This is a genomic window from Pseudomonas sp. D5(2026) (assembly GCF_057766845.1).
Genome location: NZ_CM173421.1, coordinates 3,328,782 through 3,355,025, shown reverse-complemented (window position 1 = coordinate 3,355,025; position 26,244 = coordinate 3,328,782). Strand labels below are relative to the sequence as shown.

19 protein-coding genes and 2 pseudogenes are annotated in these 26,244 nt (G+C 59.2%); 3 read left to right on the top strand and 18 right to left on the bottom strand.

What is annotated here, in order from left to right:
- Positions 1–150 precede the first annotated feature (150 nt).
- The 11 genes and pseudogenes from AC3B5Q_RS15545 to AC3B5Q_RS15495 form a co-directional block, all read right to left on the bottom strand.
- Positions 151–408 (bottom strand): PAAR domain-containing protein, encoded by a 258-nt coding sequence (locus tag AC3B5Q_RS15545; protein ID WP_103444571.1) that lies wholly within the window; start codon positions 406–408, stop codon positions 151–153.
- Positions 405–1,298 (bottom strand): DUF6708 domain-containing protein, encoded by an 894-nt coding sequence (locus AC3B5Q_RS15540; RefSeq protein ID WP_103444570.1) that lies wholly within the window; start codon positions 1,296–1,298, stop codon positions 405–407. Before AC3B5Q_RS15540 ends, AC3B5Q_RS15545 begins: the two co-directional genes overlap by 4 nt.
- 149 nt (positions 1,299–1,447) lie before the next feature.
- Positions 1,448–2,341, bottom strand: a complete 894-nt coding sequence (locus AC3B5Q_RS15535) for a DUF6708 domain-containing protein (RefSeq protein WP_488392659.1) — start codon at positions 2,339–2,341, stop codon at positions 1,448–1,450.
- 2 nt (positions 2,342–2,343) lie between these two features.
- A complete protein-coding gene (locus AC3B5Q_RS15530) occupies positions 2,344–5,334 on the bottom strand; it encodes a T6SS effector BTH_I2691 family protein (RefSeq protein ID WP_488392658.1) in 2,991 nt (996 codons plus the stop codon).
- Entirely contained in the window at positions 5,331–6,221 is an 891-nt protein-coding gene (locus tag AC3B5Q_RS15525) for a DUF6708 domain-containing protein (protein ID WP_101196512.1), read from the bottom strand. The genes AC3B5Q_RS15530 and AC3B5Q_RS15525 overlap by 4 nt, the downstream gene beginning before the upstream one ends.
- Positions 6,222–6,223: 2 nt before the next feature.
- Positions 6,224–6,652 (bottom strand): annotated as a pseudogene (locus AC3B5Q_RS15520) (T6SS effector BTH_I2691 family protein); the annotation flags it as partial.
- Positions 6,653–6,684: 32 nt separating this feature from the next.
- Positions 6,685–7,578, bottom strand: a complete 894-nt coding sequence (locus tag AC3B5Q_RS15515) for a DUF6708 domain-containing protein (protein WP_157829282.1) — start codon at positions 7,576–7,578, stop codon at positions 6,685–6,687.
- A gap of 4 nt (positions 7,579–7,582) precedes the next feature.
- Positions 7,583–10,573, bottom strand: a complete 2,991-nt coding sequence (locus AC3B5Q_RS15510; protein ID WP_488392657.1) for a T6SS effector BTH_I2691 family protein — start codon at positions 10,571–10,573, stop codon at positions 7,583–7,585.
- Positions 10,570–11,462, bottom strand: a pseudogene (locus tag AC3B5Q_RS15505) (hypothetical protein). Before AC3B5Q_RS15505 ends, AC3B5Q_RS15510 begins: the two are co-directional and overlap by 4 nt.
- The gene (locus tag AC3B5Q_RS15500; protein WP_338443577.1) at positions 11,462–14,455 is read right to left on the bottom strand and encodes a T6SS effector BTH_I2691 family protein; all 2,994 of its coding nucleotides are present in this window, start codon (positions 14,453–14,455) and stop codon (positions 11,462–11,464) included. Before AC3B5Q_RS15500 ends, AC3B5Q_RS15505 begins: the two are co-directional and overlap by 1 nt.
- 332 nt (positions 14,456–14,787) lie before the next feature.
- Positions 14,788–15,075 (bottom strand): hypothetical protein, encoded by a 288-nt coding sequence (locus AC3B5Q_RS15495; protein ID WP_021781717.1) that lies wholly within the window; start codon positions 15,073–15,075, stop codon positions 14,788–14,790.
- 164 nt (positions 15,076–15,239) lie between these two features.
- Here AC3B5Q_RS15495 and AC3B5Q_RS15490 point away from each other — a divergent pair, with 164 nt between their 5' ends.
- The 3 genes from AC3B5Q_RS15490 to AC3B5Q_RS15480 all read left to right on the top strand — a co-directional run bounded on the left by AC3B5Q_RS15490 (position 15,240) and on the right by AC3B5Q_RS15480 (position 17,701).
- Entirely contained in the window at positions 15,240–15,668 is a 429-nt protein-coding gene (locus tag AC3B5Q_RS15490; RefSeq protein WP_021781716.1) for a DUF2231 domain-containing protein, read from the top strand.
- Complete coding sequence (locus AC3B5Q_RS15485; protein WP_021781715.1) at positions 15,665–16,957, top strand: PQQ-dependent sugar dehydrogenase; 1,293 nt, start codon at positions 15,665–15,667, stop codon at positions 16,955–16,957. Before AC3B5Q_RS15490 ends, AC3B5Q_RS15485 begins: the two co-directional genes overlap by 4 nt.
- A gap of 162 nt (positions 16,958–17,119) precedes the next feature.
- Positions 17,120–17,701 carry a hypothetical protein gene (locus AC3B5Q_RS15480; RefSeq protein ID WP_021781714.1) on the top strand — a complete coding sequence of 194 codons (582 nt, stop codon included), beginning with the start codon at positions 17,120–17,122 and terminating at the stop codon, positions 17,699–17,701.
- 2 nt (positions 17,702–17,703) lie between these two features.
- Here AC3B5Q_RS15480 and AC3B5Q_RS15475 read toward each other — a convergent pair whose 3' ends face one another.
- The 7 genes from AC3B5Q_RS15475 to AC3B5Q_RS15445 are packed head-to-tail and all read right to left on the bottom strand — an operon-like array spanning position 17,704 to position 26,195.
- The gene (locus tag AC3B5Q_RS15475) at positions 17,704–19,053 is read right to left on the bottom strand and encodes a cation:proton antiporter (protein ID WP_021781713.1); all 1,350 of its coding nucleotides are present in this window, start codon (positions 19,051–19,053) and stop codon (positions 17,704–17,706) included.
- 23 nt (positions 19,054–19,076) lie between these two features.
- A complete protein-coding gene (locus AC3B5Q_RS15470; RefSeq protein WP_103444267.1) occupies positions 19,077–20,561 on the bottom strand; it encodes an amidase in 1,485 nt (494 codons plus the stop codon).
- Positions 20,561–22,225, bottom strand: coding sequence for an NAD(P)/FAD-dependent oxidoreductase (locus tag AC3B5Q_RS15465; protein ID WP_103444268.1), 1,665 nt, complete (start codon positions 22,223–22,225; stop codon positions 20,561–20,563). The genes AC3B5Q_RS15470 and AC3B5Q_RS15465 overlap by 1 nt, the downstream gene beginning before the upstream one ends.
- 56 nt (positions 22,226–22,281) lie before the next feature.
- Positions 22,282–22,920 (bottom strand): peroxiredoxin-like family protein, encoded by a 639-nt coding sequence (locus AC3B5Q_RS15460; RefSeq protein ID WP_021781710.1) that lies wholly within the window; start codon positions 22,918–22,920, stop codon positions 22,282–22,284.
- 20 nt (positions 22,921–22,940) lie between these two features.
- Positions 22,941–23,705, bottom strand: coding sequence for a hypothetical protein (locus tag AC3B5Q_RS15455; RefSeq protein ID WP_103462593.1), 765 nt, complete (start codon positions 23,703–23,705; stop codon positions 22,941–22,943).
- On the bottom strand, positions 23,702–25,339 hold the full coding sequence (locus tag AC3B5Q_RS15450; protein WP_021781708.1) for an FAD-binding oxidoreductase: 1,638 nt from the start codon (positions 25,337–25,339) through the stop codon (positions 23,702–23,704). The genes AC3B5Q_RS15455 and AC3B5Q_RS15450 overlap by 4 nt, the downstream gene beginning before the upstream one ends.
- Complete coding sequence (locus tag AC3B5Q_RS15445) at positions 25,329–26,195, bottom strand: class I SAM-dependent methyltransferase (protein WP_021781707.1); 867 nt, start codon at positions 26,193–26,195, stop codon at positions 25,329–25,331. Before AC3B5Q_RS15445 ends, AC3B5Q_RS15450 begins: the two co-directional genes overlap by 11 nt.
- Positions 26,196–26,244: the final 49 nt, after the last annotated feature.

Genomic DNA, 26,244 nt, shown 5'->3' with positions numbered 1-26,244 from the left:
CGCAGATATGGCGCAGTTTGCGGGCTGGCGCCATGGTTATGAGAACGGGTCACCCGGAAAGGTGGCTTTGTTCGCCATTTGGGCCGCTGGACGGCCCAAACCTGTTGACTGACAGGCTTCAGCATCTGGCTCGGTGGCCGGTAGTGGCTTTCAATCAATGAGCCAACCTTGGTCCCCCTCGATCAAAGTCCCTCCATGGCTGGTAGTGTCACCCTCCCTTGCTGCGGGGTGGCCCTCGATGATCGTGCAGGCAGCGCCGGTTTCGATTACGGCGCCACAACTGATGCGATCGCCCACACGTGCGACGGCCTTGCCATCCACGAATGTTGCACTTGCGCCGGTTTCCACAGTGCCTTCGCCATGGAGCGGGCAGCTATGATGATGGCCTACCAGTACGATGGGTTTCATTTGCGCTTCCTTTTGCCGGGTTGATTGGGGGCTTCCTCAAATGCTTCGGGTGGCGGTGGCGCTGCTTGGACGTTGAACAGGCGGCAGATGCCGTACCAACAGATGGCTACGGAGAGGTTGTAGGGGAACAGCACAGCCCAGAACGGCAATTGCCAGTTCTTTTTGCCCTGCATTTCACCGGGCTCGCCGGTTCGCCAGGGGGCATAGTGGTGCCAGGCTTCGGCCGGGGTCAGGCAGATGGCGTGCAGTGGCTTGTGCCACCAGTTGGGTTCACCGGGCGGGGGGAGTTTGTCCGGGCCGTGGTCCATGAAGTGGCGCAGGTATTCCCATACCTCGGCTACATGCTTGACGCCGGGTTCGGTGGGTTCGTTGCTGTCGACCCAGAGGCAGTCTTTTTGATGCAGGCTGCCGTCTTCCCGGCGGGGGGCGAAGGCGAGGGCATAGCTGGTGCTGAATGATGAGCCGCCGTATTCGGTGCGTTTGAAGATGCCACCTCCGGTGTTGGCCCATTCGAATACGAGTACCTTGCTCAAACGTTGGTAGTAGATTTTTTGGGTCGCCCGATTGAAGCAGAAGCTTGATAGGCGTTTTATGAAATATATTCGATAAATGAGGAAAGGTAGGAAAGTGAAAGGCATAAGCAAGAATCCGGTCGCCAGTAATGGAGCGGATTCGTACATGTGCCATATATCTCTGGAGAGTAAGTGTGGGTAAAAGCCGGAAATTGATAAAATAATTATCGCGCAATACAGCTTTCCCATGAAGACAGAGTCTGTGATCCATGGATTCCTTAAGCATAAAATGGTGTCAGATAAGCTTAATAGTTGTCCTGTGATAGAGGGCTTGTGTCCAGAGTCTGACATTGAGTTGAATATCCAGATGGTTGCCATGATCAGCGTTCCAGACGAAAAATTGACAAGGTCTCAGCCATGGCCGGGAAGTCGCGGGTGCATGGCGCGTTGGTGTAGTGCACCGTCGGGATGTGTACGCGTGAGCTGCAGACAGGGCCCGGAGGTAGCGCTGCTGACGGAGGCGTCGCTCATGTACGCTTCCTTCGGGTTGAATGCTCTGGTGCCTCCTCAAATGCTTCGGGAGGCGGTGGCGCTGCTCGGACGTTGAACAGGCGGCAGATGCCATACCAGCAGAGGGCGACGGAGAGGTTGTAGGGGAACAGCACGGCCCAGAACGGCAATTGCCAGTTCTTTTTACCCTGCATTTCACCGGGCTCGCCGGTTCGCCAGGGGGCATAGTGGCGCCAGGCTTCTGCCGGGGTCAGGCAGATGGCGTGCAATGGCTTGTGCCACCAGTTGGGTTCACCGGGCGGGGGGAGTTTGTTCGGGCCGTGGTCCATGAAGTGGCGGAGGTATTCCCACACTTCGGCCACATGCTTGACGCCGGGTTCGGTGGGTTCGTTGCTGTCGACCCAGAGGCAGTCTTTTTGGTGCAGGCTGCCGTCTTCGCGGCGGGGGGCGAAGGCGAGGGCATAGCTGGTGGTGAAGGAGGAGCCGCCGTATTCGGTGCGCTTGAAGATGCCACCTCCGGTGTTGGCCCATTCGAATACGAGTACTTTGCTCAAACGTTGGTAGTAGATTTTTTGGGTTGAACGATTGAAGCAGAAACTTGATAAGCGTTTTATGAAATATATTCGATAAATAAGGAAGGGAAGGAAGGTGAAGGGGGCGAGTGTGAAGCCGGACATTAATATGGGGTTGGACTCAAAGTAGTCCAAAAATTCTCCATCAAATAGATTTGGATATAAGCCGATTATTAATGATAGGGTCATTGTGCAGTACAGTTTCCCCATGAATACAGAATCTGATACCCAAGGATTTCGCAGGCATAAAGTATTTTTTGATAAGTTTGATACTTGCCCGCCAATAGCGGGCTTATGCCCTGAAGCTGACGTTGAATTGAATATCCAGATGGTTGCCATGATCAGCGCTCCAGACGAAAAATTGACAGGGTCTCATTGTCTTCGTCCAGGCCTTGATTGGCGCTGTAAGCTAGATGCAGTGAGATATGTTTTTGGTTGGTAAGCGTGTTCTCGAAATGCAGAACCAGGCCGGCACCTACGATGTGGCCGGTCGGGGCAATTGGGAATACGTCCATTCCTTGGTCATCATGGAGGGAGCTCAAGCTTCCTGACCATTCGCTTACGCCTAACCTGAAGCCAGGTAGCAGGACTGTGAACTCAACGGTTGGTTGAAATGTGCCTACTTCGTTATGTGTGATAGCTGTCCAGTTTGGCGGAGACCAGTGATTGTTTTGATTCCATCTTGTATCGACTTTGGTTATGCCGAGTGTGAGAGCTTGCTCAGCTGAAATTAGCTTTGGTCCAAAATGCTCGTCATGCCAAGCTTTGATTTCTGCATGCAGCGATGGGAATGCAGGCAGTTTTTTTTCATAGTCCAAGATGATTTTAGTGCGAATTTCTCCATCGTTAATACGGTTGCCGAAGATACTACGTGCTGCCCACAGTTCTATTGGGCTGTGAAGGCGCTCATGTGCCTTGGCGTGTAGGTAGAGGCCTCCTGCAATGATGGCTACTCCTACGAGAACAAGGGCGGCGGCGGCCCATCCAGCGAAGGGAACAACGGATGTAACGCCCGCAACTGCAAGTCCTGCTTCAAGGGTAACAACAGAGCCAGTGGCCATCGTTACCCCGCCGGCCAAGGTGTATCCGCCTGTAATTGAATTACCACTTTTGAGTTGGCGCACTCCCTTAAATAGGTCAGAAAATAGGCTAAATGCTATTGCCGGATATCCGGCTAAACGCGCAAACAGATTGCTACTCAAAAACTTGATAACCCCATTGCCAAAGGCCATGCCCGGCGCTGTGGCACTTAATCTCAGCATGACGGCCTTTTGCGTCGCCCGCACGCTGACCAATGTCGCCGCCGCTGCACCGATTACCCCGAAAACAGATGAAGCGAACCCCAGGGTGTATTCCGGTGTGTCGCTCTTCTGCAGGCTGTTGTAGGCCGTCTTGAGCGATAAGATGTTGAACCACAGCATCCCCGCGTTTAAACCACCACCACCGCCCGAGGTGAGCAGCCCGAGAAAGCTAGGTTTCACACGCGCAGTGGTGGTCAGCTCGATGGACACCGTGCGGCTTCCTGATATGCGCAACGCTTTCATCTCTTCAACCTGCGCCATGCCGCTCTTCAAATACCGCTGCACCTCCTGGCTAAAGGGATTTTCCGTAATGGCCTGCTCGGTGATGCGATAGCGCGCCGCCAACAACCCCAGTGCTTTATCGGCATTGGCCTCACGCGCTGCCAACTGCACCTGCCGCCGAAGGCCATGGCTGGCATCCCAGCGGGTCTGCCCGCGCAGGCGCTTGAGCACCACGGTATTGACCGACTGGGCGGTGAGGTCGGTGATGTCTGCCATGGCCGGGAAGCGACCAGCCAGCCCTTCGATCACGTTGTCGCTGGCGCCGAACAAGGTGCCGATCGAATCGGCTTTGTCCTTGAACGGGTTGAACGGTGCCAAGGCGGTGTAAAGCGGGCTGTCGTGCTGGTCCAGCCATTGCTCCAGGCGTTTGAAGCGTCGGTCATGATCTTCGGTGCCGGGTGTCGGCTGGCCCATTGGGTGAATCAGCAACGCCAGTGAGATTTCCAGACCGCGGGCGGAGGTGCGTTCGTCGCGGTCGTAACAGGCCAAGGCGGCTGCCAGGCTGTAGGGGTTATCGATGTGTTGGGATTCGGCCGTCGCCAGCCAGGCGTCATGATCGTTGCTGGCTTGCAAGGCCAGGTTGCGCAGGGCGGCAATACGCCGTTCCAGCGCGTCGCGTTCGGCGAGGAAGCGCCGGTATTTGTCGACATCGAGGCGCTGTGCCAGGCGTGCCCCATTGGGTGAATAGTCTTCATGGGTGAGGGCCTGGAAATGGGACTCGGCCGGCGACAGGGCGGGCCCCCGGCGTGACGTGCCAAGCCTGAACGCGGCCAGTTCTGGTGAAGGCGCATCCGCCGGGTACAGGCTTTCCAGCGTCTTGTTCAGCAGCATGGCGACCAGGTTGCGATGGTGAAAGTCGCGGCTCTGCGGGCTGAGCTGTTCGGCATCCAGCCGGTAGCATGCCGGCACGCGCTCATGCTCGGGAGGCTGGGCGGGTTTTGTGTGTTCCAGTTGCTCGGCCGGCATCAGGTCGCGCAGTTGATGCTGGTAGGCCGAGACCGACAGGCTCAGGTCCAGGGCCATGCCTTCCGCGTCGGCGAGCGCCACCACCACCGGCACTTTCGGTTGGGTCCAGGGGTAGTGGCGGGCGATGGCAGTGAGGTTGCCGATGGGCAAGGTTTCGGTGATCGGGTCGCTGCTCCAGGTCAGCGGCATGCGCCGCTCTGTCGGTTTGAAGTCTTCGACCCAGGTTTGCAGGGCACTCACTGGCAACACATGGGGCTGTGTGGACGGCGCCTGGTTGCCGCTGACCAGCTCGGCCATGTCCAGCTGGCGCATGTGCCGTTTGCGCAGGGCTGGCGAACCGGTGATACGGGCGGTGATGGCGTTGGTCCACAGGTGCGGGCTGTAGCCGATCCACACTTCATTGGCGGAGTCCTGACAGGTGTCGGCCCACACCCAGCCCATGCTCTGGCCGGACAGGTAGCGCTCACGCCGGTGGTAGTCCTCCAGCCCTTGGTAGCGCAGCTCCTTGTAGAGGCCCGCGCCGACGTGCTCATGAATGACCAGCTTTTCGCCCTGAGGGCCTTTCATGAACACGTAGACATAGCCTGGGCGCAAAGCGCGGAGGGTATAGGCCGAGTGCTGCAGCGTGGGGAAGCCTTGTTCCAGGTTGAAGCCTGCATCGACATAGCGGCAGGCGTGGGCGTCGCCGGTGCGGGGCACGATGGCGTAGCGCACTGGCAGGATGGGTACGCGTGCGCTGCAGGCAGGGCCGGAGGTGGCGCTGCTGACGGAGGCGTCGCTCATGTACGCTTCCTTTGGGTTGAATGAGCTGGGGCCTCCTCAAATGCTTCGGGTGGCGGTGGCGCTGCTCGGACGTTGAACAGGCGGCAGATGCCGTACCAACAGATGGCTACGGAGAGGTTGTAGGGGAACAACACGGCCCAGAACGGCAATTGCCAGTTCTTTTTGCCCTGCATTTCACCGGGCTCGCCGGTTCGCCAGGGGGCATAGTGGCGCCAGGCTTCGGCCGGGGTCAGGCAGATGGCGTGCAGTGGCTTGTGCCACCAGTTGGGTTCACCGGGCGGGGGGAGTTTGTCCGGGCCGTGGTCCATGAAGTGGCGGAGGTACTCCCATACCTCGGCGACATGCTTGACGCCGGGTTCGGTGGGTTCGTTGCTGTCGACCCAGAGGCAGTCTTTTTGGTGCAGGCTGCCGTCTTCGCGGCGGGGGGCGAAGGCGAGGGCATAGCTGGTGCTGAACGATGAGCCGCCGTATTCGGTGCGTTTGAAGATGCCACCTCCTGTGTTAGCCCATTCAAACACAAATACCTTGCTCAAACGTTGGTAGTAGATTTTTTGGGTTGATCGGTTGAGGCAGATAGTTGATAAGCCCTTTATAAAGAAAATTCGATAAGCTAGGAAAGGAGTAAACACGAAGGGGGTTATTAATAATAAAAGCATCATTAAAATGTCTTCGTTGTAAAGTTTCGAGATGTTAGGGGGTAGATAGGGGTAAGTGCCTGCCAGTAGTGTGATCGTCATTGCGCAGTATAATTTTCCCATAAACACGGAATCTGTTATCCATGGGTTTCTCAGGCACAAGGTAACCTCGGATACGTTTGCCAACTGCCCTCCAATTGCAGGAGGGTGTCCGGAGTATGACGTTGAATTGAATATCCAGATGGTTGCCATGATCAGCGCTCCAGGCGAAAAGTTGAAAGGATCTCATTATCTTCGTCCAGGCCTTGATCGGCGCTGTAAGCTAGATGCAGTGAGACATGATTTTGGTTGGCAACCGTGTTCTCGAAATGCAAAATTAATCCAGCGTCTACGATGTGTCCGGCTGGAGTGATTGGGAATACGTCAATTCCGTGGTCGTCACGGAGGGAACTCGAACTTCCTGACCATTCACTTACGCCTAGCCTGAATGCAGGCAGCAGCACTGTGAACTCTACGGTTGGTTGGGGTGTGGCTACTTCGTTATGTGTGATAGCTGTCCAATTTGGCGGCGACCAGTGGTTGTTCTGATGCCATCGGGTGTCGGCTTTAGTTATGCCGAGGGATAGGGCCTGCTCGGCGGATAGTAGCTTGGGCCCGTAATGTTCATTGTGCCAAGCCCTAATCCCGGAGGTAGCGCTGCTGGGGGAGGCGTCGCTCATGTACGCTTCCTTTGGGTTGAATGAGCTGGGGCCTCCTCAAATGCTTCGGGTGGCGGTGGCGCTGCTCGGACGTTGAACAGGCGGCAGATGCCATACCAGCAGATGGCGACGGAGAGGTTGTAGGGAAACAGCAGGGCCCAGAACGGCAATTGCCAGTTCTTTTTGCCCTGCATTTCACCGGGCTCGCCGGTTCGCCAGGGGGCATAGTGGCGCCAGGCTTCGGCCGGGGTCAGGCAGATGGCGTGCAGTGGCTTGTGCCACCAGTTGGGTTCACCGGGCGGGGGGAGTTTGTCCGGGCCGTGGTCCATGAAGTGGCGGAGGTATTCCCATACTTCGGCGACATGCTTGACGCCGGGTTCGGTGGGTTCGTTGCTGTCGACCCAGAGGCAGTCTTTTTGATGCAGGCTGCCGTCTTCGCGGCGGGGAGCGAAGGCGAGGGCATAGCTGGTAGTGAAGGAGGAACCACTGAATTCTGTGCGACTGAAAAGACCGCCTGCGACTTGGCTCCAGTCAAATATTATGAGTTTTTTGAATCGCTTATAGTAGATTTTCTTTGTGTGTCGATTTAAATATATGTTCGATAAGTTTTTTATGAAAAGTATTCTGTAGGCTAAGAATGGGGTAAAAATAAAGGGGAGTGAGATCAGGATGGCAACGAAAATGTCGCCGCCGTTGATTGAGTAGTCTATATTTTCATTAATGAGATTGTAACATGATAATATCCAGGTAAATAGAAACATGGCAGTGTAGATTTTTCCCATGAATACAGAATCGGACACCCAAGGGTTGCGCAGGCTTAAGTGTGAACTGGTTGTTTGTATAAGTTGTCCGGAAATTTTTGGCTTGAATCCTGAATTGTGGGCTTGATTAAAAAGCCAGATAGTCGCCATAGGTTTAGCGTTCCAGATGAATAGTGGTAGTAGAAGGAGTGTCGTCATCCAGTCCTTGGTTGGCATAGTAAGTAATCGTTAGCGTGGCAGACCTGATTTGTCTAGCATCAGTTTTGTAATGAAGTAATAAACCTGCTTGGGTGATATGGCAGTCAGGGGTTATTTGGAGTGGGGTTGTCTGCCTGTCGAGATTCTGGCTCACTAAACTCCCTGACCATTCGCTTTGACCTAATACGAATTCTGGTAAAAGTATAGTTAGCTCGAGTGTTGCGTTTTGTTTAGTGGCCTGGGTATGGATAATTGTTGCCCAGTCAGGTGTTGGCCATTTGTTATTTATATCCAAATGTGTCGTTAGGGCGCCTAAGCCGAGCTGCTCAGAGTACGGTGTCAACAATGCTTTCGGTGAGAAAAATTCAATCTGCCATGACTTGATTTCTTCGTGGATGTGGCGAAAGGGTGGCAATTTTTTATCAAAGTCTAACTTTATATTCTCCCGTATTTCTCCATCGTTTTCCCTTGTCCCGAAGATGCTTCTGCTGGCCCATAATTCTAAAGGGCTATGAAGGCGGGAGTGAGCTTTTGAGTAGAGGAATAGACCTCCACCGATCAAAGTTGCTCCGATCAGGGCGATTCCAGCTGCTGTCCAGCCTGCAAAGGGAATGAGGACTGTCGTGCCTGCGATGGCAAGGCTTCCTTCTAGAACAAGAATCGAACCTAAAGCAGTAGTCGCGCTGGCGGCCGCTGTATATAAGCCTGAAATAAGATTGCCGTTCTGCCATTGACGTACTGCCTTAAAAATATCTGAGGAAAACCCAATTATTATCGCCGGGTAGCCTGATGCCCGCGCGAAAAGATTACTCGTCAGAAAGTTGATGATGCCGTTACCAAAGGCCATGCCTGGCGCCGTTGAGATCCACTTCAACATCATGGCCTTTTGCGTCGCCCGCACGCTGACCAATGTCGCCGCCGCTGCACCGATTACCCCGAAAACAGATGAAGCGAACCCCAGGGTGTATTCCGGTGCATCGCTCTTCTGCAGGTTGCTGTACGCCGTCTTCAGCGAGATCACGTTGAACCACAGCATCCCCGCGTTTAAACCACCACCACCGCCCGAGGTGAGCAGCCCGAGAAAGTTAGGTTTCACACGCGCAGTGGTGGTCAGCTCGATGGACACCGTGCGGCTTCCTGATATGCGCAACGCTTTCATCTCTTCAACCTGCGCCATGCCGCTCTTCAAATACCGCTGTACCTCCTGGCTAAAGGGATTTTCCGTAATGGCCTGCTCGGTGATTCGATAGCGCGCCGCCAACAACCCCAGTGCTTTATCGGCATTGGCCTCACGCGCTGCCAACTGCACCTGCCGCCGAAGGCCATGGCTGGCATCCCAGCGGGTCTGCCCGCGCAGGCGCTTGAGCACCACGGTATTGACCGACTGGGCGGTGAGGTCGGTGATGTCTGCCATGGCCGGGAAGCGACCAGCCAGCCCTTCGATCACGTTGTCGCTGGCGCCGAACAAGGTGCCGATCGAATCGGCTTTGTCCTTGAACGGGTTGAACGGTGCCAAGGCGGTGTAAAGCGGGCTGTCGTGCTGGTCCAGCCATTGCTCCAGGCGTTTGAAGCGTCGGTCATGCTCTTCGGTGCCGGGTGTCGGCTGGCCCATCGGGTGAATCAGCAAGGCCAGTGAGATTTCCAGACCGCGGGCGGAGGTGCGTTCGTCGCGGTCGTAACAGGCCAAGGCGGCTGCCAGGCTGTAGGGGTTATCGATGTGTTGGGATTCGGCCGTCGCCAGCCAGGCGTCATGATCGTTGCTGGCTTGCAAGGCCAGGTTGCGCAGGGCGGCAATCCGCCGTTCCAGCGCGTCGCGTTCGGCGAGGAAGCGCCGGTATTTGTCGACATCGAGGCGCTGTGCCAGGCGCGCGCCATTGGGGGAATAGTCTTCATGGGTGAGGGCCTGGAAATGTGACTCGGCCGGCGACAGGGCGGGCCCCCGGCGTGATGTGCCCAGCCTGAACGCGGCCAGTTCTGGTGAGGGGGCATCCGCCGGGTACAGGCTTTCCAACGTCTTGTTCAGCAGCATGGCGACCAGGTTGCGATGGTGAAAGTCGCGGCTCTGCCGGCTGAGCTGTTCGGCATCCAGCCGGTAGCATGCCGGCACGCGCTCCTGCTCGGGAGGCTGGGCGGGTTTTGTGTGTTCCAGTTGCTCGGCCGGCATCAGGTCGCGCAGTTGATGCTGGTAGGCCGAGACCGACAGGCTCAGGTCCAGGGCCATGCCTTCCGCGTCGGCGAGCGCCACCACCACCGGCACTTTCGGTTGGGTCCAGGGGTAGTGGCGGGCGATGGCAGTGAGGTTGCCGATGGGCAAAGTTTCGGTGACCGGGTCGCTGCTCCAGGTCAGCGGCATGCGCCGCTCTGTCGGTTTGAAGTCTTCGACCCAGGTTTGCAGGGCACTCACTGGCAACACATGGGGCTGGGTGGACGGCGCCTGGTTGCCGCTCACCAGCTCGGCCATGTCCAGCTGGCGCATGTGCCGTTTGCGCAGGGCTGGCGAACCGGTGATACGGGCGGTGATGGCGTTGGTCCACAGGTGCGGGCTGTAGCCGATCCACACTTCCTTGGCGGAGTCCTGACAGGTGTCGGCCCACACCCAGCCCATGCTCTGGCCGGACAGGTAGCGCTCACGCCGGTGGTAGTCCTCCAGCCCTTGGTAGCGCAGCTCCTTGTAGAGGCCCGCGCCGACGTGCTCATGAATGACCAGCTTTTCGCCCTGAGGGCCTTTCATGAACACGTAGACATAACCTGGGCGCAAAGCGCGGAGGGTATAGGCCGAGTGCTGCAGCGTGGGGAAGCCTTGTTCCAGGTTGAAGCCTGCATCGGCATAGCGGCAGGCGGGGGCGTCGGCGGTGCGGGGCACGATGGCGTAGCGCACTGGCAGGATGGGTATGCGTGCGCTGCAGGCAGGGCCGGAGGTGGCGCTGCTGACGGAGGCGTCGCTCATGTACGCTTCCTTTGGGTTGAATGAGCTGGGGCCTCCTCAAATGCTTCGGGTGGCGGTGGCGCTGCTCGGACGTTGAACAGGCGGCAGATGCCGTACCAACAGATGGCTACGGAGAGGTTGTAGGGGAACAGCAGGGCCCAGAACGGCAATTGCCAGTTCTTTTTGCCCTGCATTTCACCGGGCTCGCCGGTTCGCCAGGGGGCATAGTGGCGCCAGGCTTCGGCCGGGGTCAGGCAGATGGCGTGCAGTGGCTTGTGCCACCAGTTGGGTTCACCGGGCGGGGGGAGTTTGTCCGGGCCGTGGTCCATGAAGTGGCGGAGGTATTCCCATACTTCGGCGACATGCTTGACGCCGGGTTCGGTGGGTTCGTTGCTGTCGACCCACAGGCAGTCTTTTTTGTGAAGGCTACCGTCCTTCCTAGGCGGGGCAAAGGCAAGTGCATAACTAGTACTGGAGGATGAACCGCCAAACTCTGTGCGCTTAAATACCCCTCCCTTGATATTGGTCCAATCGAATGAGATAAGTTTTTTGTTGCGTTGGTATATAATTTTCCAGTTGCGCGATTGAGGTAGATGTTTGACAGATTTTTTATGAAGAATATCCTGTAGGCGATGAATGGTGTAAATATCAGTGGTGCAACAATGTATTGTGCGAGTGAGTGAAGGTCCGCTAGCGCCGACTTTCTAAAATCCGTATCTATGATATCCGGGTAGATATAGGCTGCTAACCCTAATGTCATGGCGGTATATAGTTTTCCCATGAATACGGAGTCGGATACCCATGGGTTTACGAGCGATAAGTGATGTTTGTTTATGGTTAATAGTTGGCTTGAGATATGTGGAGTGAACTGAGAGCGTGCGGAAGGTGTGAAAATCCATGAAATGGCCATTATTGTTCCCCAAGTTTGAAAATCTGGGAGGAGCCTGCTTGTTCGTCTAAGCCTAGATTTGGCAGATATTTGATGTTCAGTTTAATATGGCGGTGGTTTCGAATTTGATTCTTGAAGTGGAGTATCAGTCCGCCCCTAATTTCATAGCAGTCTGGTGTGGCTGGGAATACAGATATGCCATTGTTCTCGAGTTGACTACTAAGGCTGGCTTTCCATTCGCTCTGGCCCAATAGAAATCCCCGTAGGAGGACTGTAAATTCAGCAGTAGGGGGGATGCTAGAAACTTGATTGTGTGTGATGGCAGTCCAGTTTGGAGTAGTCCATGTGTTTAAGTCAGTCCATTTGCTGTCCAGATGCCCTAGGTCAAATAGTTTTGTCTCTTTTTTTGAAAGCAGCGAGGGTGAGTAAAATACCTGATGCCAAGCGTTGATTTCGTCGTTAATGTTGACGAAGGTTGGAAGTTTCTTGTCGGTATCTAAAATTATGTCTGGTCGGCTTTCACCGTCATTGAGACGGTTCCCAAATATACTTCGACTGGCCCATAGCTCTATAGGGTTGTGAAGGTGTTCGTTGGCTTTCGCATGGAGGTAGATGCCTCCAGCTATGATCGCAGCGCCTAATAGGACTACTGCAGCTGCAGTCCACCCTGCAAAAGGGATAAGTGTTGTGGCGCCTGCAATAGCTAATCCACCTTCTAATACCAAGACAGAGCCTATTGCGACCGCGCCCCCGCCATAGAAAGTTAAATCAGAAGCGGCAGTATTACCGTGCATCTTCTGTCTTTGGGATTTTTTATAGTCAGAGGCGAATCCTAGGAAAATAGCCGGGTAACCGGACAACCTTGCGAACAAATTGCTTCCTAGGAGCTTGATTAGACCGTTACCAAAGGCCATGCCCGGCGCTGTGGCACTTAATCTCAGCATGACGGCCTTTTGCGTTGCCCGTACGCTGACCAATGTCGCCGCCGCTGCACCAATCACCCCGAAAACAGATGAAGCGAACCCCAGGGTGTATTCCGGTGCATCGCTCTTCTGCAGGCTGTTGTAGGCCGTCTTGAGCGATAAGATGTTGAACCACAGCATCCCCGCGTTTAAACCACCCCCACCCCCGGAAGTGAGCAACCCAAGGAAGTTGGGTTTCACCCGTGCAGTGGTGGTCAGCTCGATGGACACCGTGCGGCTTCCTGATATGCGCAACGCTTTCATCTCTTCGACCTGCGCCATGCCGCTCTTCAAATACCGCTGTACCTCCTGGCTAAAGGGATTTTCCGTAATGGCCTGCTCGGTGATTCGATAGCGTGCCGCCAACAACCCCAGTGCTTTCTCGGCATTGGCCTCACGCGCAGCCAACAACACTTGCCGCCGCAAGCCATGGCTGGCATCCCAGCGGGTCTGCCCGCGCAGGCGCTTGAGCACCACGGTATTGACCGACTGGGCGGTGAGGTCAGTGATGTCTGCCATGGCCGGGAAGCGACCGGCCAGCCCTTCGATCACGTTGTCGCTGGCGCCGAACAAGGTGCCTATCGAATCGGCTTTGTCCTTGAACGGGTTGAACGGCGCCAAGGCGGTGTAAAGCGGGCTGTCGTTCTGGTCCAGCCATTGCTCCAGGCGTTTGAAGCGTCGGTCATGATCTTCGGTGCCGGGTGTCGGCTGGCCCATTGGGTGAATCAGCAACGCCAGTGAGATTTCCAGACCGCGGGCGGAGGTGCGTTCGTCGCGGTCGTAACAGGCCAGTGCCGCAGCGAGGCTGTAGGGGTTATCGATGTGTTGGGATTCGGCCGTCGCCAGCCAGGCGTCATGATCGTTGCTGGCTTGCAAGGCCAGGTTGCGCAGGGCGGCAATGCGCCGTTCCAGTGCGTCGCGTTCGGCGAGGAAGCGCCGGTATTTGTCGACATCGAGGCGCTGTGCCAGGCGTGCACCATTGGGTGAATAGTCTTCATGGGTGAGGGCCTGGAAATGTGACTCGGCCGGCGACAGGGCGGGCCCCCGGCGTGACGTGCCAAGCCTGAACGCGGCCAGTTCTGGTGAAGGCGCATCCGCCGGGTACAGGCTTTCCAGCGTCTTGTTCAGCAGCATGGCGACCAGGTTGCGATGGTGAAAGTCGCGGCTCTGCGGGCTGAGCTGTTCGGCATCCAGCCGGTAGCATGCCGGCACGCGCTCCTGCTCGGGAGGCTGGGCGGGTTTTGTGTGTTCCAGTTGCTCGGCCGGCATCAGGTCGCGCAGTTGATGCTGGTAGGCCGAGACCGACAGGCTCAGGTCCAGGGCCATGCCTTCCGCGTCGGCGAGCGCCACCACCACCGGCACTTTCGGTTGGGTCCAGGGGTAGTGGCGGGCGATGGCAGTGAGGTTGCCGATGGGCAAAGTTTCGGTGACCGGGTCGCTGCTCCAGGTCAGCGGCATGCGCCGCTCTGTTGGTTTGAAGTCTTCGACCCAGATTTGCAGGGCACTCACTGGCAACACATGGGGCTGTGTGGACGGCGCCTGGTTGCCGCTCACCAGGTCGGCCATGTCCAGCTGGCGCATGTGCCGTTTGCGCAGGGCTGGCGAACCGGTGATACGGGCGGTGATGGCATTGGTCCACAGGTGCGGGCTGTAGCCGATCCACACTTCCTTGGCGGAGTCCTGACAGGTGTCGGCCCACACCCAGCCCATGCTCTGGCCGGACAGGTAGCGCTCACGCCGGTGGTAGTCCTCCAGCCCTTGGTAGCGCAGCTCCTTGTAGAGGCCCGCGCCGACGTGCTCATGAATGACCAGCTTTTCGCCCTGAGGGCCTTTCATGAACACGTAGACATAGCCTGGGCGCAAAGCGCGGAGGGTGTAGGCCGAGTGCTGCAGCGGGGCGAAGCCTTGTTCCAGGTTGAAGCCTGCATCGACATAGCGGCAGGCGTGGGCGTCGCCGGTGCGGGGCACGATGGCGTAGCGCACTGGCAGGATGGGCACGCGTGCGCTGCAGGCTGGGCCGGAGGTGGCGCGGCTGACGGAGGCATTGGTCATGCGAGCTCCTTGCTCAGAGAGACAGTCTTTTCGAACCAGAGACGCACTGCGGCAACTTTCAGTACTGACAAGACTGAAATACCGTTATTCATACTGTGCTGGATTTCAGGCTCGAATCTATGCTGTAAGAAGTTTCCTACTTATTTGCTGAGATGAGCGGGTGATCAAGTATCTGGAATTCAAGTGAAAGACAATGCCTCGATCGCTGCTTTTGGGTCGAGGCTGAAAGTGTAAGATTTTATTTGAGCGTATATGTATCGCGTTCGCGAAATATCGTGTGAAAAGTTGCAGTGTTTTTGTAGGAAGTTTCGTACTTTAAGATTGTTATATGTTCAGTTTTTGCACTTGGCCAGCACTACCTGGCAAGTCCTGGGCGTGCCTCCCGAGCGGCTGGCATAACGTACGCAGTTGTTCAGCGATTTCTGTTGCGCAATGCTCAATGTATTGCCCCAGGCCAGGCCGCCTTCACCGATAGTGGGGACGGCCTTGGCGAAGCAGTTGGAGCCCACTGCAGGCGTGGCGTAGCGTGCCTGGCTGGCTTTACTGGAGCAACCAGTGGTAAATGCCAGGCTGAGGCAGAGCAGGGTAGCCAGTGCCCAGGACGCATGTGGTCTGCTCATGTATTCCCCTTCTGCGCTTGGCAGCAAATGCCTTGCAGGATATTTCATTACAGCGAAGCGGTGAACTATCTCGGCGTCAATAGGCTCCTTTGCTAAGCGCACCCTGCGCTTACCTGATGGCGCAAGACCATCAGCCCTTGGTCACTGAATGAAAAGGAGGCAACGTGACCGCATCTGATCAAACCCTCTACCGCTGTACGCCCAGCCCACTGCATGCCTTGCTGCTGGCAGGTAGTGTGCCGTTGTTCCTTGGCGCACTGTTGAGCGATATCGCCTACTACAACAGCTACCAGATCCAGTGGAGCAACTTCGCCGCCTGGCTGATCGCCGGTGCCTTGGTGTTCTGTGGGCTGACACTGTTGTTCGCGCTGGCCAACCTGATCCGCGCCGAGCGTAAGGGCGGGCGCGCTACGTTGTACTTTGTGCTGCTGCTGGTGACCTGGGTGCTTGGGCTGATCAATGCCTTTGAGCATGCCAAGGACGCCTGGGCGGTGATGCCTTCCGGGCTGGTGTTGTCGGTCATCGTGACAGTGCTCGCAGTGGTGGCCGCCTGGATCGGTTTGAGCAACCTGCGTTCAGGAGGTGTGGCATGAAGCCTTTGCATGCATTTAGCCTGTTGGGTGTGGCGCTATTGCTGAGTGCCTGTGGTGGCGACGGCGAGCCGACCCAGGCCCACGGCCCGGATCCGAAGCTGCCGGAACCTCAGCGCGGCTTGCTGCCGAGCATGAAGATTGCGCAACCGGCTGCCTGGGGCGAACTGAAACCGACCGTGCCGGAGGGCTTCAGTGTCACCGCCATCGCCACCGGCCTGAAAATCCCGCGCCAGAGCCTGGTGCTGCCCAATGGTGACATTCTGGTGGCTGAGGGCAGGGGTGGCAGCGCGGCCAAGCTCAAGCCCAAGGATGTAATCGCCAGCCAGATCAAGGCCAAGGGCAATACCCAGGTCAAGGGTGGCAACCGCCTGACCTTGCTGCGCGATGCTGACGGCGATGGCAACTACGAGGTACAGGCCGTGTTTGCGGATAACCTCAATGCACCGTACGGCTTGGCCTATGCCAACGGCAAGGTGTATGTAGCCAACCAGGATGCGCTGGTGCGCTTTGACTACAAGGAAGGCCAGACCCAGGCCGACGGCCCGCCAACCAAGGTCACCGACCTGCCGGCCGAGATCAACCACCATTGGACCAAGGCGCTGACCATCAGCCCGGATGGCCGCTACTTGTATGTGGGGATCGGCTCGAACAGCAACATCACAGAGCGCGGCCTGGAGGTAGAGATCGATCGGGCCATGGTCTGGCAGGTCGATGCCGAGACCGGCGCACACCGGCCCTATGCCACCGGCTTGCGTAACCCGACGGCATTGACCATTCAGCCGCAGACCGGGCAGTTGTGGACGGTGGTCAACGAGCGGGATGAGCTGGGCCCCGACCTGGTGCCGGACTACCTCACTTCGGTACGTGAAGGGGGCTTCTATGGTTGGCCTTACAGCTACTGGGGGCAGCATGTGGATGAGCGGGTGCGGCCGCAGAACCCGGACAAGGTGGCGGCGGCGATCAAGCCGGATTACAGCCTGGGTTCGCATGTGGCTGCACTGGGTGTCGACTTCTCGACCTCGGCAATGGGCGAGCGCTTTGCCGACGGTGTGTTCGTGGGCGAGCACGGCAGTTGGAACCGCCCCAACCCGGTGGGGTACAAGGTGATTTTCGTGCCGTTCAGCAATGGCAAGCCTGCTGGGGAACCCATCGACTTCGCCACGGGCTTTCGCGGTGAGGATGGCAAGACCCGGGGGCGACCGGTTGGCGTGACGGTGGACCCACGGGGAGCGTTGATCATTGCCGATGACCTGGCGAATACGGTGTGGCGGGTGACGCGTAATCGCTGAAATGCCAGGCGCCCTTAAAAATTTGCATTCACAAGTGCAGTTTTTCTACGACGAATGCGGGGCGCCCTCAGAGGGCCAGCAAAGCGGCAGGTAATGGCTATGCTTGATAGCGCGTGAACCTTTCACGCGCCTATTCGGACTTGATCACAGGGAAGCACGCCTATGAACCCCATTCGTACTCTCGCTCGTGCTGTAGCCCTTGCCACGTTGGCCTCTGCTGCCAGCTTCACGGTGCAGGCTGCCGGAATCCCAATCGGGAGCGAGGCGCTGGAAAGCCATGTCACCACGCAGGTAACGGCTATCGATCTGGCCACCCGCCAGGTCACGGTGAAAGGCCCTGACGATAAGAAGGATGTGACGTTCCAGCTGACCGAAAAGGCCAAGGCGCTGCCCAACCTGAAAGTCGGTGACCAAGTCGACATCTACGTGACACGCGCGGTGGCCTATGTGCTCAATCCGGACGTGGGTGGGGCGCCGAAAGCGACTGAAGAGTCCGGTACCATCCGTGCAACCGAGCAAAACCCCAACCCGGGCGGCGAGGCGTTCCGCCAGGTCAAGGTTACCTCTCAGATCAAGAAGATCGACCTCAACACGCATGAGGTGAGCTTGTTGCCACCGGAGGGCAAGCTTCAGGTGGTCAAGGTCGAGAATCCAGACCTGCAGAAACGCATGAAGAACCTCAAGGTTGGCCAGACTGTCGACGCGATCTACACCGAAGTACTGCGCGTCGAAACCTCGCGCTGACCTCAGCCGTTGCTGACCTCGGTTGCCCCCGGGGTCGCATGCGGGGCGCGGGTGCGTGCGGTCAACAAGCGAATCAGCGGCGATGCGATGAAGGTACTGATGATGGCCATGATTACCAGCAGCGTGAAGTACTCCTTGGGCAGCACGCCCAGGTCATAGCCAACGTTCAGTACCACCAACTCCATCAGCGCCCTGGTGTTCATGCATACACCGATCAATGCCGAATCGCGGCGATTTTCGCCCAGAAGGCGGCTAGCCCCATAAGCACCGAAGAATTTGCTGGCAAAGGCCACCAGGCAGATCAACAGGCAGTTCCACAGAGCGGTGTTGCCCTCAAGGGCGCCAATATCGGTGCGCAGGCCCGTATAGGCAAAGAAGATCGGCAGGAAGAACGCATTGACCACGCCACTGACCTTGGCATTCCACTGTTCGACGAAGGTGCGCTGGGTATGCAGCGCTACGCCAAGTATGAAACCGCCGATGATCGAAAATACCCCGATCAGGTTGGTCACTGTCGCACTGGCCAACAGAATGATCAGCATCAGCGATATCCCTTGGGTCGACAACGGCCGGCGCTGCAGGTCGCCGATTATCCAGCGCAGGACCAGTGGCCGTACCAGGGCGATCACGACGACGAAGAACAACCCGAGCGCCAGCAACCTCGCCAGAGAGGTCCAGGGATTGAACTGCGAGGCGATCAACGAAGTGACGCCGCCCAGGATCAGCCAGCCGCATACATCGTCGATTGCTGCCGCGCCAATGGTGAGCGTGGCGACCCGAGAGCGGGATAGGCCAAGCTCCATGAATATCCGTCCCAGGATAGGCAGTGCGGTGATCGACAGTGCCGTGGCAAAGAACAACTGGAAGGCTAGCAGTGAGGGTTTGTCCCCGCTGATCTGCTGCCAGAAGTACTCGGCAGTGAGCATGCCGCTGGCAAATGGCACCAGCAGCCCTCCCATGCTGATGACGATGACCGAACGCTTGCGGCCCTTGAGGTGCGTGCCGAACTCGAACTCCAGGCCGACCTGGAACATCAGCAGGATCAGGCCGATCTGCGCGGTGACCACGAAGGCGGTGGCCGTTTGCGGTACGAACAGCGCGGCCAGTTGCTCGGGGAAGAAATAGCCCAGCAGGCTCGGGCCGAGCACCAGCCCGGCAAGGATTTCGCCGGCGACCGGCGTCTGGCCCAGGCTGCGGGTGCTGAACCAGGCGATCAGCCGCGAGACGCTGAAGATCACGATGAGTTGCAGCAGAAACATCAGGGTCAGGTGCTCCGCCTGGGAGCCTACGGCTGACTGTGACTGGGGTGCCGGCGTGAGTTGCACGGTACTGGCATGAATGGCGTTGGACATGATGAAGTCCCGAAAATAAAGAGTCAGATAGGCGGTGCGAGCCAGCCACCGAATGCATGTTCCAGGGCCAGGGCTGCGTTCAGCAGCCGGTGCTCTTGCCCTGGGCCGGCGACCAGTTGCACGGAAACCGGGCAACCTTGGTCAAGGCGTCCCATGGGGACCGTCAGCGCTGGCAGCCCGAGTACGTTGAACAATGCGGTGTAGCCGATATCGCCCGGATAGCGCAGGGCATGGCCATGTTTGGGGGAGATGCCGGGGAGCACCGGTAGTGCCAGCAAGCTGTTGCCCGCCAGGCGTTCGGCCAATGCCTGTTGCAGGGCATCTCGTTTCGACAGCTGACGCGTAAGCCCGGGGCTGCCCAGGTATTCGCCCAGGCTGTCGAGTACAGTAGCCAGCCAAGGCCCGGTGGCATGCAGGGGTTTGCCGGTCAGGGCCAGACAGGCCTGGGTCACGTGCGCCACAGGTTGGCCGTCACCGAGGATATCGGCCAGGCGAACGCCGGCTTCCTTCTTCAGCACGGCCAGCCAGATGGCGAATGCGTCGTCCAGTGCCTGAGGGTGCCAGCGTTCGACCTGGGTGCCTTGTAATTGAAAGTGATGCGCCAGGTCCTCCAGTGCCTGGGTCACTGCCGGGGATACCCGGCTGCCCCAGCTCAGGCGGTCTGGCTGGCACAGGTATAGGTGCTGCAAGGCACCGGGCGCCTGGCAATGCTGGTAGTGGCCGACAATGTTGCGATCGTGCTGGTCGGGGCCAGCGATGATTTCCAGCAGAACGGGCAGGTCTTCGGCATGTCGGCATAACGGGCCCACGGTGAAATGCCGGGCGATACCCAGTGCATGCGGCTGCCCCAGACCGCGCTCGTCAAGGGGCAGATGCCCGGTCAATGGCACCAGCCCCCGTGATGGCTTGAGGCCGAAGATGCCATTGCAGGCCGCCGGGATACGCACCGAGCCGCCACCATCGGTGCCCAGCGCGAAAGGTACGCAAGCACTGGACACCAGCACGGCATCACCACCACTGCTGCCACCGGCGCTGCGCCCCTGCCGGTAAGGGCTGCCGGTGCAACCATAGACCGGGTTATCAGTTTCAGGCCAGAGCGCCATCTCGGCCTGGTTGCCCAGTGCCACCGGAATGGCGCCAGCCTCGATCAGGCGCTGCGCGGCAGTGGCGGTAAAACGCGCAACCTGTTGCTGGCGAAGGCGCGAACCGCAGGTTTTCGGTGCACCGGCCAGGCCCAGGCCTTCCTTGAAACTAAAGGGCACGCCATGCAGGCGGCCCAGCGTAACCCCTTGGTCACGTTGGCGCTCGGCAAACTCGGCAGCCCGTCGTGCCTGGTCGTACAACGCCACTGCCACGGCGTTGCAGCGTTGTTGTATGGCCTGGCAGCGGCCGATGCTGTCCTCGACCAGGGCGACCGGTGACAGTGTGCCATCGCGCACCCCCGCAGCCAGGCGCACACCGCTCTGGGCGAGCAGTTCGTGGTCGGCCGTCATCTTGGGCAAGGCCATCAGTGTTTGGCCAGGTCGAGGAAACCACCGTCGCTGCCGAATGGCGATTTGAGCAGCTCGGGGGCTTCGCCGTACTTGTAGAACAACGAGGGCATCAGCCTTAGGCTGGTTGCCCGGCCGAGGTCCTGCAGGGTGCCCAGGCTGTGCCGCGCCAGCAACTTCAGGTGGCGTGGTGCCAAGCTCCAGCGCACCATGCGCATCAGTCGCAGGCGCAGCATTGCCGAGCGCAGGAAGTAGCTGGCGGCGTAACGCGGGCGAGCCTGGTTGTCGGCCTTGTACAGGGCGAAGTTGATGGTGCGCGAGTACAGGTTGGGGATCATCTGTGGGCTAATGCCCGGGTTGGAGCGGCGCACTTCGCGCAGCAGGCAGGCGAACGGCAGCGGCGATGGCTGTAAGTCACGTGTGTAGCGTGGCAGCAGGTCGGCGAACTGCTGCGCCTGGTGGCCGTCGAGGAAGTCGCCACTGACGTACATCGGCAGCACCACATGGAAGTACGCCATGTTGGCGAACAACAGCGTCCAGCCCATCAGGAACGGGTCGTCCATCACCTCATACCATTTGCTCCAGGTGTCCTGCAGTGCGAGCTGCGCCTGGATGTGCGACTCCAGGCAACTGACGTAGCCCGGGGTGAGGGTGCCCTGGATATCCTTTTCGATCATCGCAGCCACCTGCGGGATCTGCTGGGCCACGTAGGCCAGCCCTGCGCTGTTGGCCGGGTCGAAGGTGAATGCCGCGTCACCGATCAGGAACCAGCCATCGGTGGAGTAGTACTGGTTGGCTTCGTACATGTAGTTGTACATGGCGTGCTGGTCGACCACTTCGCCTGAGGCCATCAACTCGGTGATCACCGGATGATCGGCCATGACCCGCTCCTTGAACGCCTCCAAAGTGCCGATCCGCTCGTTGACCATGTCGGGCCGGTAGGTGATGCCGATGCTGATCATGTCGGCACCGTCGTCACTGCGCATGGGGATGAGCCAGATCCAGTAGCCTTTGCCATAGAAATGGTGGGTGACGTAGTAGGGGTCGTAGCAGTGATGCCTGTCCTTGTGGGTGTTGATGTTGTGCAGAATGCTGCGGTCGAACTGGCGCAGGCGGAACCAGAAGGTACTGCGCTGGTAGGTTGGCTCCTTGTGCAGCTTGAGCTTCTTTGCCATGAAGCGATTGCGGCCTGTGGCATCCACCACCCAGTCGGCATCCAGCTGCCAGCTCTGCGCCTCGTTGCGCAGGGTCAGGCGATGGCGGGTGTGCTCACCTTCATGCAGGTCCACCGCAGCCACGTCAGCCTCTATCAGTTGCACCTGCTGCCCGGCGACAATGGCGCGCAGGTCTTTGTCGAAACTGAACCGGTTAAGGTTGTAGGCTGGCATGCGGATAACCCCGGGGGCCTCGTGGACCACGTAGTTGCGGCATTCCGGGTTGTTGCGCAGCTTCAGGTAATAGGTCAGGCCGTACTTGTGGTAGTGCTTCTCTTCGAGCAGGCTGCCCAGGCCTATGCCTTTGAAAAAGTGCGTAGTGAGTTCGACCGTCGACTCGCCGACGATCGGCCGCTTGCGGTCCGGACGGCCGATTAGCGTCACTTCGACGCCCGGCAGGCGTTTGCGCAGGTACAGGGCAGCCAGGTGGCCGGCCACGCCGGCACCCATGATAGCGATACGTTTCATGTCATCTGTCCGTGATGAGGTGAGGCACCGGGCAGCCCGGTGCCGGGGAGTGAGTCCTAGTGGCTGGCGGCTTCGATCAAGGCCTGTGGTTCGGCACGTTCGGAGTAGTCGACATTGACGAATGCATGGCGAATGCGGCCATCCTGGCCGATGATGAAAGCGCTGGCCATCGGCAGGCTGAGATCGTCGCAGTCGTTCAGTGCCTTGAGGTCGGCGCCGAGTGCCCGATACACCGCTTCCAGCTCTGGCTCCAGCTCGAAGACGATGCCGTACTGGCGCGCCAGCTGGTTGCCCGGGTCGCTCAGCAGTTGGTAGCGCACGCCCAGGGATTCGCGGGTTTTCAGGGTGGCAGCGCGGCTCTGGGCAGAGACGGCGACCAGCGTGGCACCGCTGGCGGCCAGATCGCTTGCCATCTGCTGGTATTCGCTGAGCGTTACATTGCAGAACGGGCACCACAGGCCGCGGTAAAACACCAGTACCAATGGACCGCGTGCCAGCAGGGCCCGCAGGTCCACGGCCTTGCCATCGGCATCCTCCAGCACGGCCAGCGGGGCGTTGTCGCCGGCTTTGAGCACGTGCTCTTCAGGGTGTCTTGCGATAAGGGCTTGCAACGAGGCGCCAAATTTTTCCAGCACCTCGGTGGGCAGTTGGGCCATCTGCTGTTTGACAGCGTCGAGTTTTTCCTTAAGTGACATGCTTGTTTCCTTGTGGTGGTTCACTGGGGCAGGCTTCGGGTGGCCCGGGTCTGGATGCGCTGCGAGGCCTTGCAGGCCGGGGGATGGCGCTGAAACAGCTGAAGTACCCAGTCGGGGCGGGTCTTGCTGGCATCGTTGAGCCAATTGGCGACCGAGTCCTGGGCGTATTTCTCGGCTTCGGCCAGTAGCGGTACCAGTAACGGCTCGGCCACTTCTGGTTGTTGCTTGAGCGCGGCAATGTGCTCGCACCAAACGCCGCGCGGGCGCAGGATCTCGATGCAGAACCGACGGACCAGTGGGTCTGCATCGCCGGTATGGCGGCCGAGTAGCGCCAGGGCCGCTTCAAGGTGCTGGGCCAGGCGCGGTCGCAGGGCGATCCAGGCCCATTCACGCACACCGAAGTGCTCATCGCGGGCGAAGCGAAACTGCGCCAGCAGGGCATCTTCCGCTGGCAGCGAGCGTGACAGGAACGCCTGGGCAAACGCCGCCCAACTGCGCACGGTATCGGATGGGTGCGTGCAGCATTGCTCGAACACCTGCTGGCGCAAAGACTCGGGGGCCTGCTCCAGCCACTGGCCCAACGCCAGGCCAATGGCCGCCACTTTTTTTGACAGGCCCAGTGCCTGGGCCTGGTCCGCGCTGGCAGCGAGGTGCTCTACCAACGTTGAGGGCAGTTGGCCTGTCAAGGCGTTGACCAGGGCGGCTTGATCCACCGCCAGGCATTCGGCCAGGTTGCGGGTTGGCAGTTGGCCAAGGTCGATCAGGGATTTTCGGTCGTCGCTCATTGCAGAGGTTCCATGGCGGAGGAATGGCATCCGGTGGCCGGGGCTGGTGGGCAGTAACGCCCTGGTGCGAGCAGGTGCTGCGGGTCCAGGGCGTGTTTGAGGCGCTGCCCAAGCTGCCAGGCAGGCGCCTGCGTATCGGTCAGCAGGTGCATGAAGGCCAGAGGCAGGCGATAGGGCAGTACACCTTGCTGTTTGCCGCTGTTGAACAAGTGCCGGTAACAGTCCTCTGCGCGGGCTGTGGCCTTTTCATCGTTGCGATCGAAGAGCAGTGGCAAGGTGCAGTCGATTGCCCGGCCAGACAACGTGGTGAGGGTGACCGGGCAGGGGAGGCGGTGGGTCTGGCACACATGCTCCATGTGCCTGACGAATGTTGCCACCTGCTGACTACGCAAAGGCAGGATCGGTGCGTACCAGATCAGGCCGCAGTTGTCCCGTGCCGGGTCGAGCAGGGCGCCTGCCTGCGGCCGTGCTCCGGCGACATAGGCCAGCGGCAGCGCCACCTGATTGGGCCGGCCTTCCATCAGTTCCATACCCAAGTGCAGTTTGTCCAGCATGACCCGCCAGCGCCTGGACCAGGCACCTGGCAGCAGACGCAGGGCTTGGCTTGCCCATGCCAGCTGGCGCTGGCTGCGGAACAGATAGCGGCTGCTGAAACGACGCAGTTCGGTACGGATAATGCCCTTCAGCGAGGCCAGTTGCGCCTGTTCGCAGTAAATCGAGCCCACCCCCATCCAGGCAGGCAGGGCCAGCGACCTCGCAGCGGTGTCGCGCTCAGCCTGGTTTAGCTGGGTCAGGGGACGCGCGTCATAAGCCATGCTCAGCAGGCGTGTGCTGTTCATCAGGTTGATGCCGCCCACCTGGCTGCCGCAACGGTCAAGAATGCGTTTCACCCCGTCCAGTGCTGCAGGTAACTGTGCCGCGGAGTCGACCCAGAAATAGAACGGTTGCACGACTTGCGGGCGTCGGACCAAGGCAATCGACATTTGCGTCACCACGCCTAGGCCGCTCTGGCCGAACAGGCCATCAAGGTAAGGCCCGACTCCCCACTTGAAACACGGGGTGGTGCCAGGCGCCCACATGGGCGAGCGGTAGCGCTGACCATCGGGCAGGATGGCCTCAAGGCCCATCACGGCCTGCCAGTGGTCTGTTACCGGCGTGATGCCGAACCCTCGCTCCAGCGCATTGGCCAGCACACTGCATGTGGGCCCGGCGCCGGTGACCGGGGTGAGGAAGGGCAGGTCGCGGCTGGCCAGGTAGTCGGCCAGTGCCGCCTGGGTCACGCCAGGCTCGAGGGTGACCACAGCCAGCGCTTCGTCAAAGGCGAGGATCTTGTCCATGCGCGACAGGTCGAGTTGGACGCAGTGGCTATTCGTAGTCGCCATGCCACCGTAGCCCCAGTTGTTGCCGGTGCTGGCAGGTTGCAGCGCAACGTTGTGCTGGCGGGCAATGGCCAGGCAGGCCGCCACCTCTTCGCTGTTGGCGGGCCTGAGACGGGCGCAGGCATGGGCGGGCGAGCGCATTGTGTCCTGGCGCAACCTGGCGAGCGTCGCGGCATCCGTCTGCACGTGGACGTCGCCCAGCAACGTGCGCCACGCCGCCAGGGCGGCTTGCAGGCGCTGCGGCTCAGAACGCACTCGCCATCCCCCCCATGCCGAGGAACAGGCGCAACTGATCGACATCAGCCTGGCGGCTACGCGGCAAGCTGCGGTAGCGGCGGCGGAACTCGTCCTTCATTGCCGCCACGCAGCGCCGCTTGGGAGTGCGGACAACCATCATCAATGGGCTGACGGCGGTGCTGTAGACCTTGGCACATGGGCCCAGATAGCTGGCGGCAAGGGTCTGGAACTCTTCCCGCGAGAACGCCGCCAGCAGCGAGTTGCGGTAGTCGAGCAGGGTAGCCTGATCGGCACCGTCGCTAGCGCGGCTGACGAAGTAGTCCACCGATTCCACCGACTTGAGCCTGCCGAAATCATTCAGGTAGATGGCCCGATCATTGCGCAGCACGCGCGCGATGTTGCGGAACGTCGCTTCCAGCTGAGAGAGGTCTGCCAGGTGATGCAGGGCCATGGACGAAATCACTACATCGACGCTGCGGTCGGCGATACCGGCCAGGCGCGTCATGTCTTCTTCGCGCAGTTCGACGTTGTCGATGCCCTGCTGGCGGATCGATTCACGGCCCACCTCGAGCATGCTGGTGGACAGGTCGGCACCGATGAACTCGGCCCGCGGGTTCAGCCGGGCCAACTGCAGCAATAGGCTGGCAGGGCCACAACCGATATCCAGTACGACATCACCGGGTTTGATCAGGGCGCACATCTGTGCGCAGTGGTACAAGTAGGTGCCGGACAGCGCCTGGCCCTGGCCGGCACTGTCGGCGTAGGCACTGACGCAAGTTTCGTCGACCATCACCAGGTCGGGCTCAGGTGTACGTACAAACGGTTGCCTGAGGGTGATTTCCCTGTAGATCGCGCGCAGCAATCCTGTGTCCATGAACTTGTCCTCCATGAAAGTCGTGTGGGTTTGGAACGCGGGGCGGGCT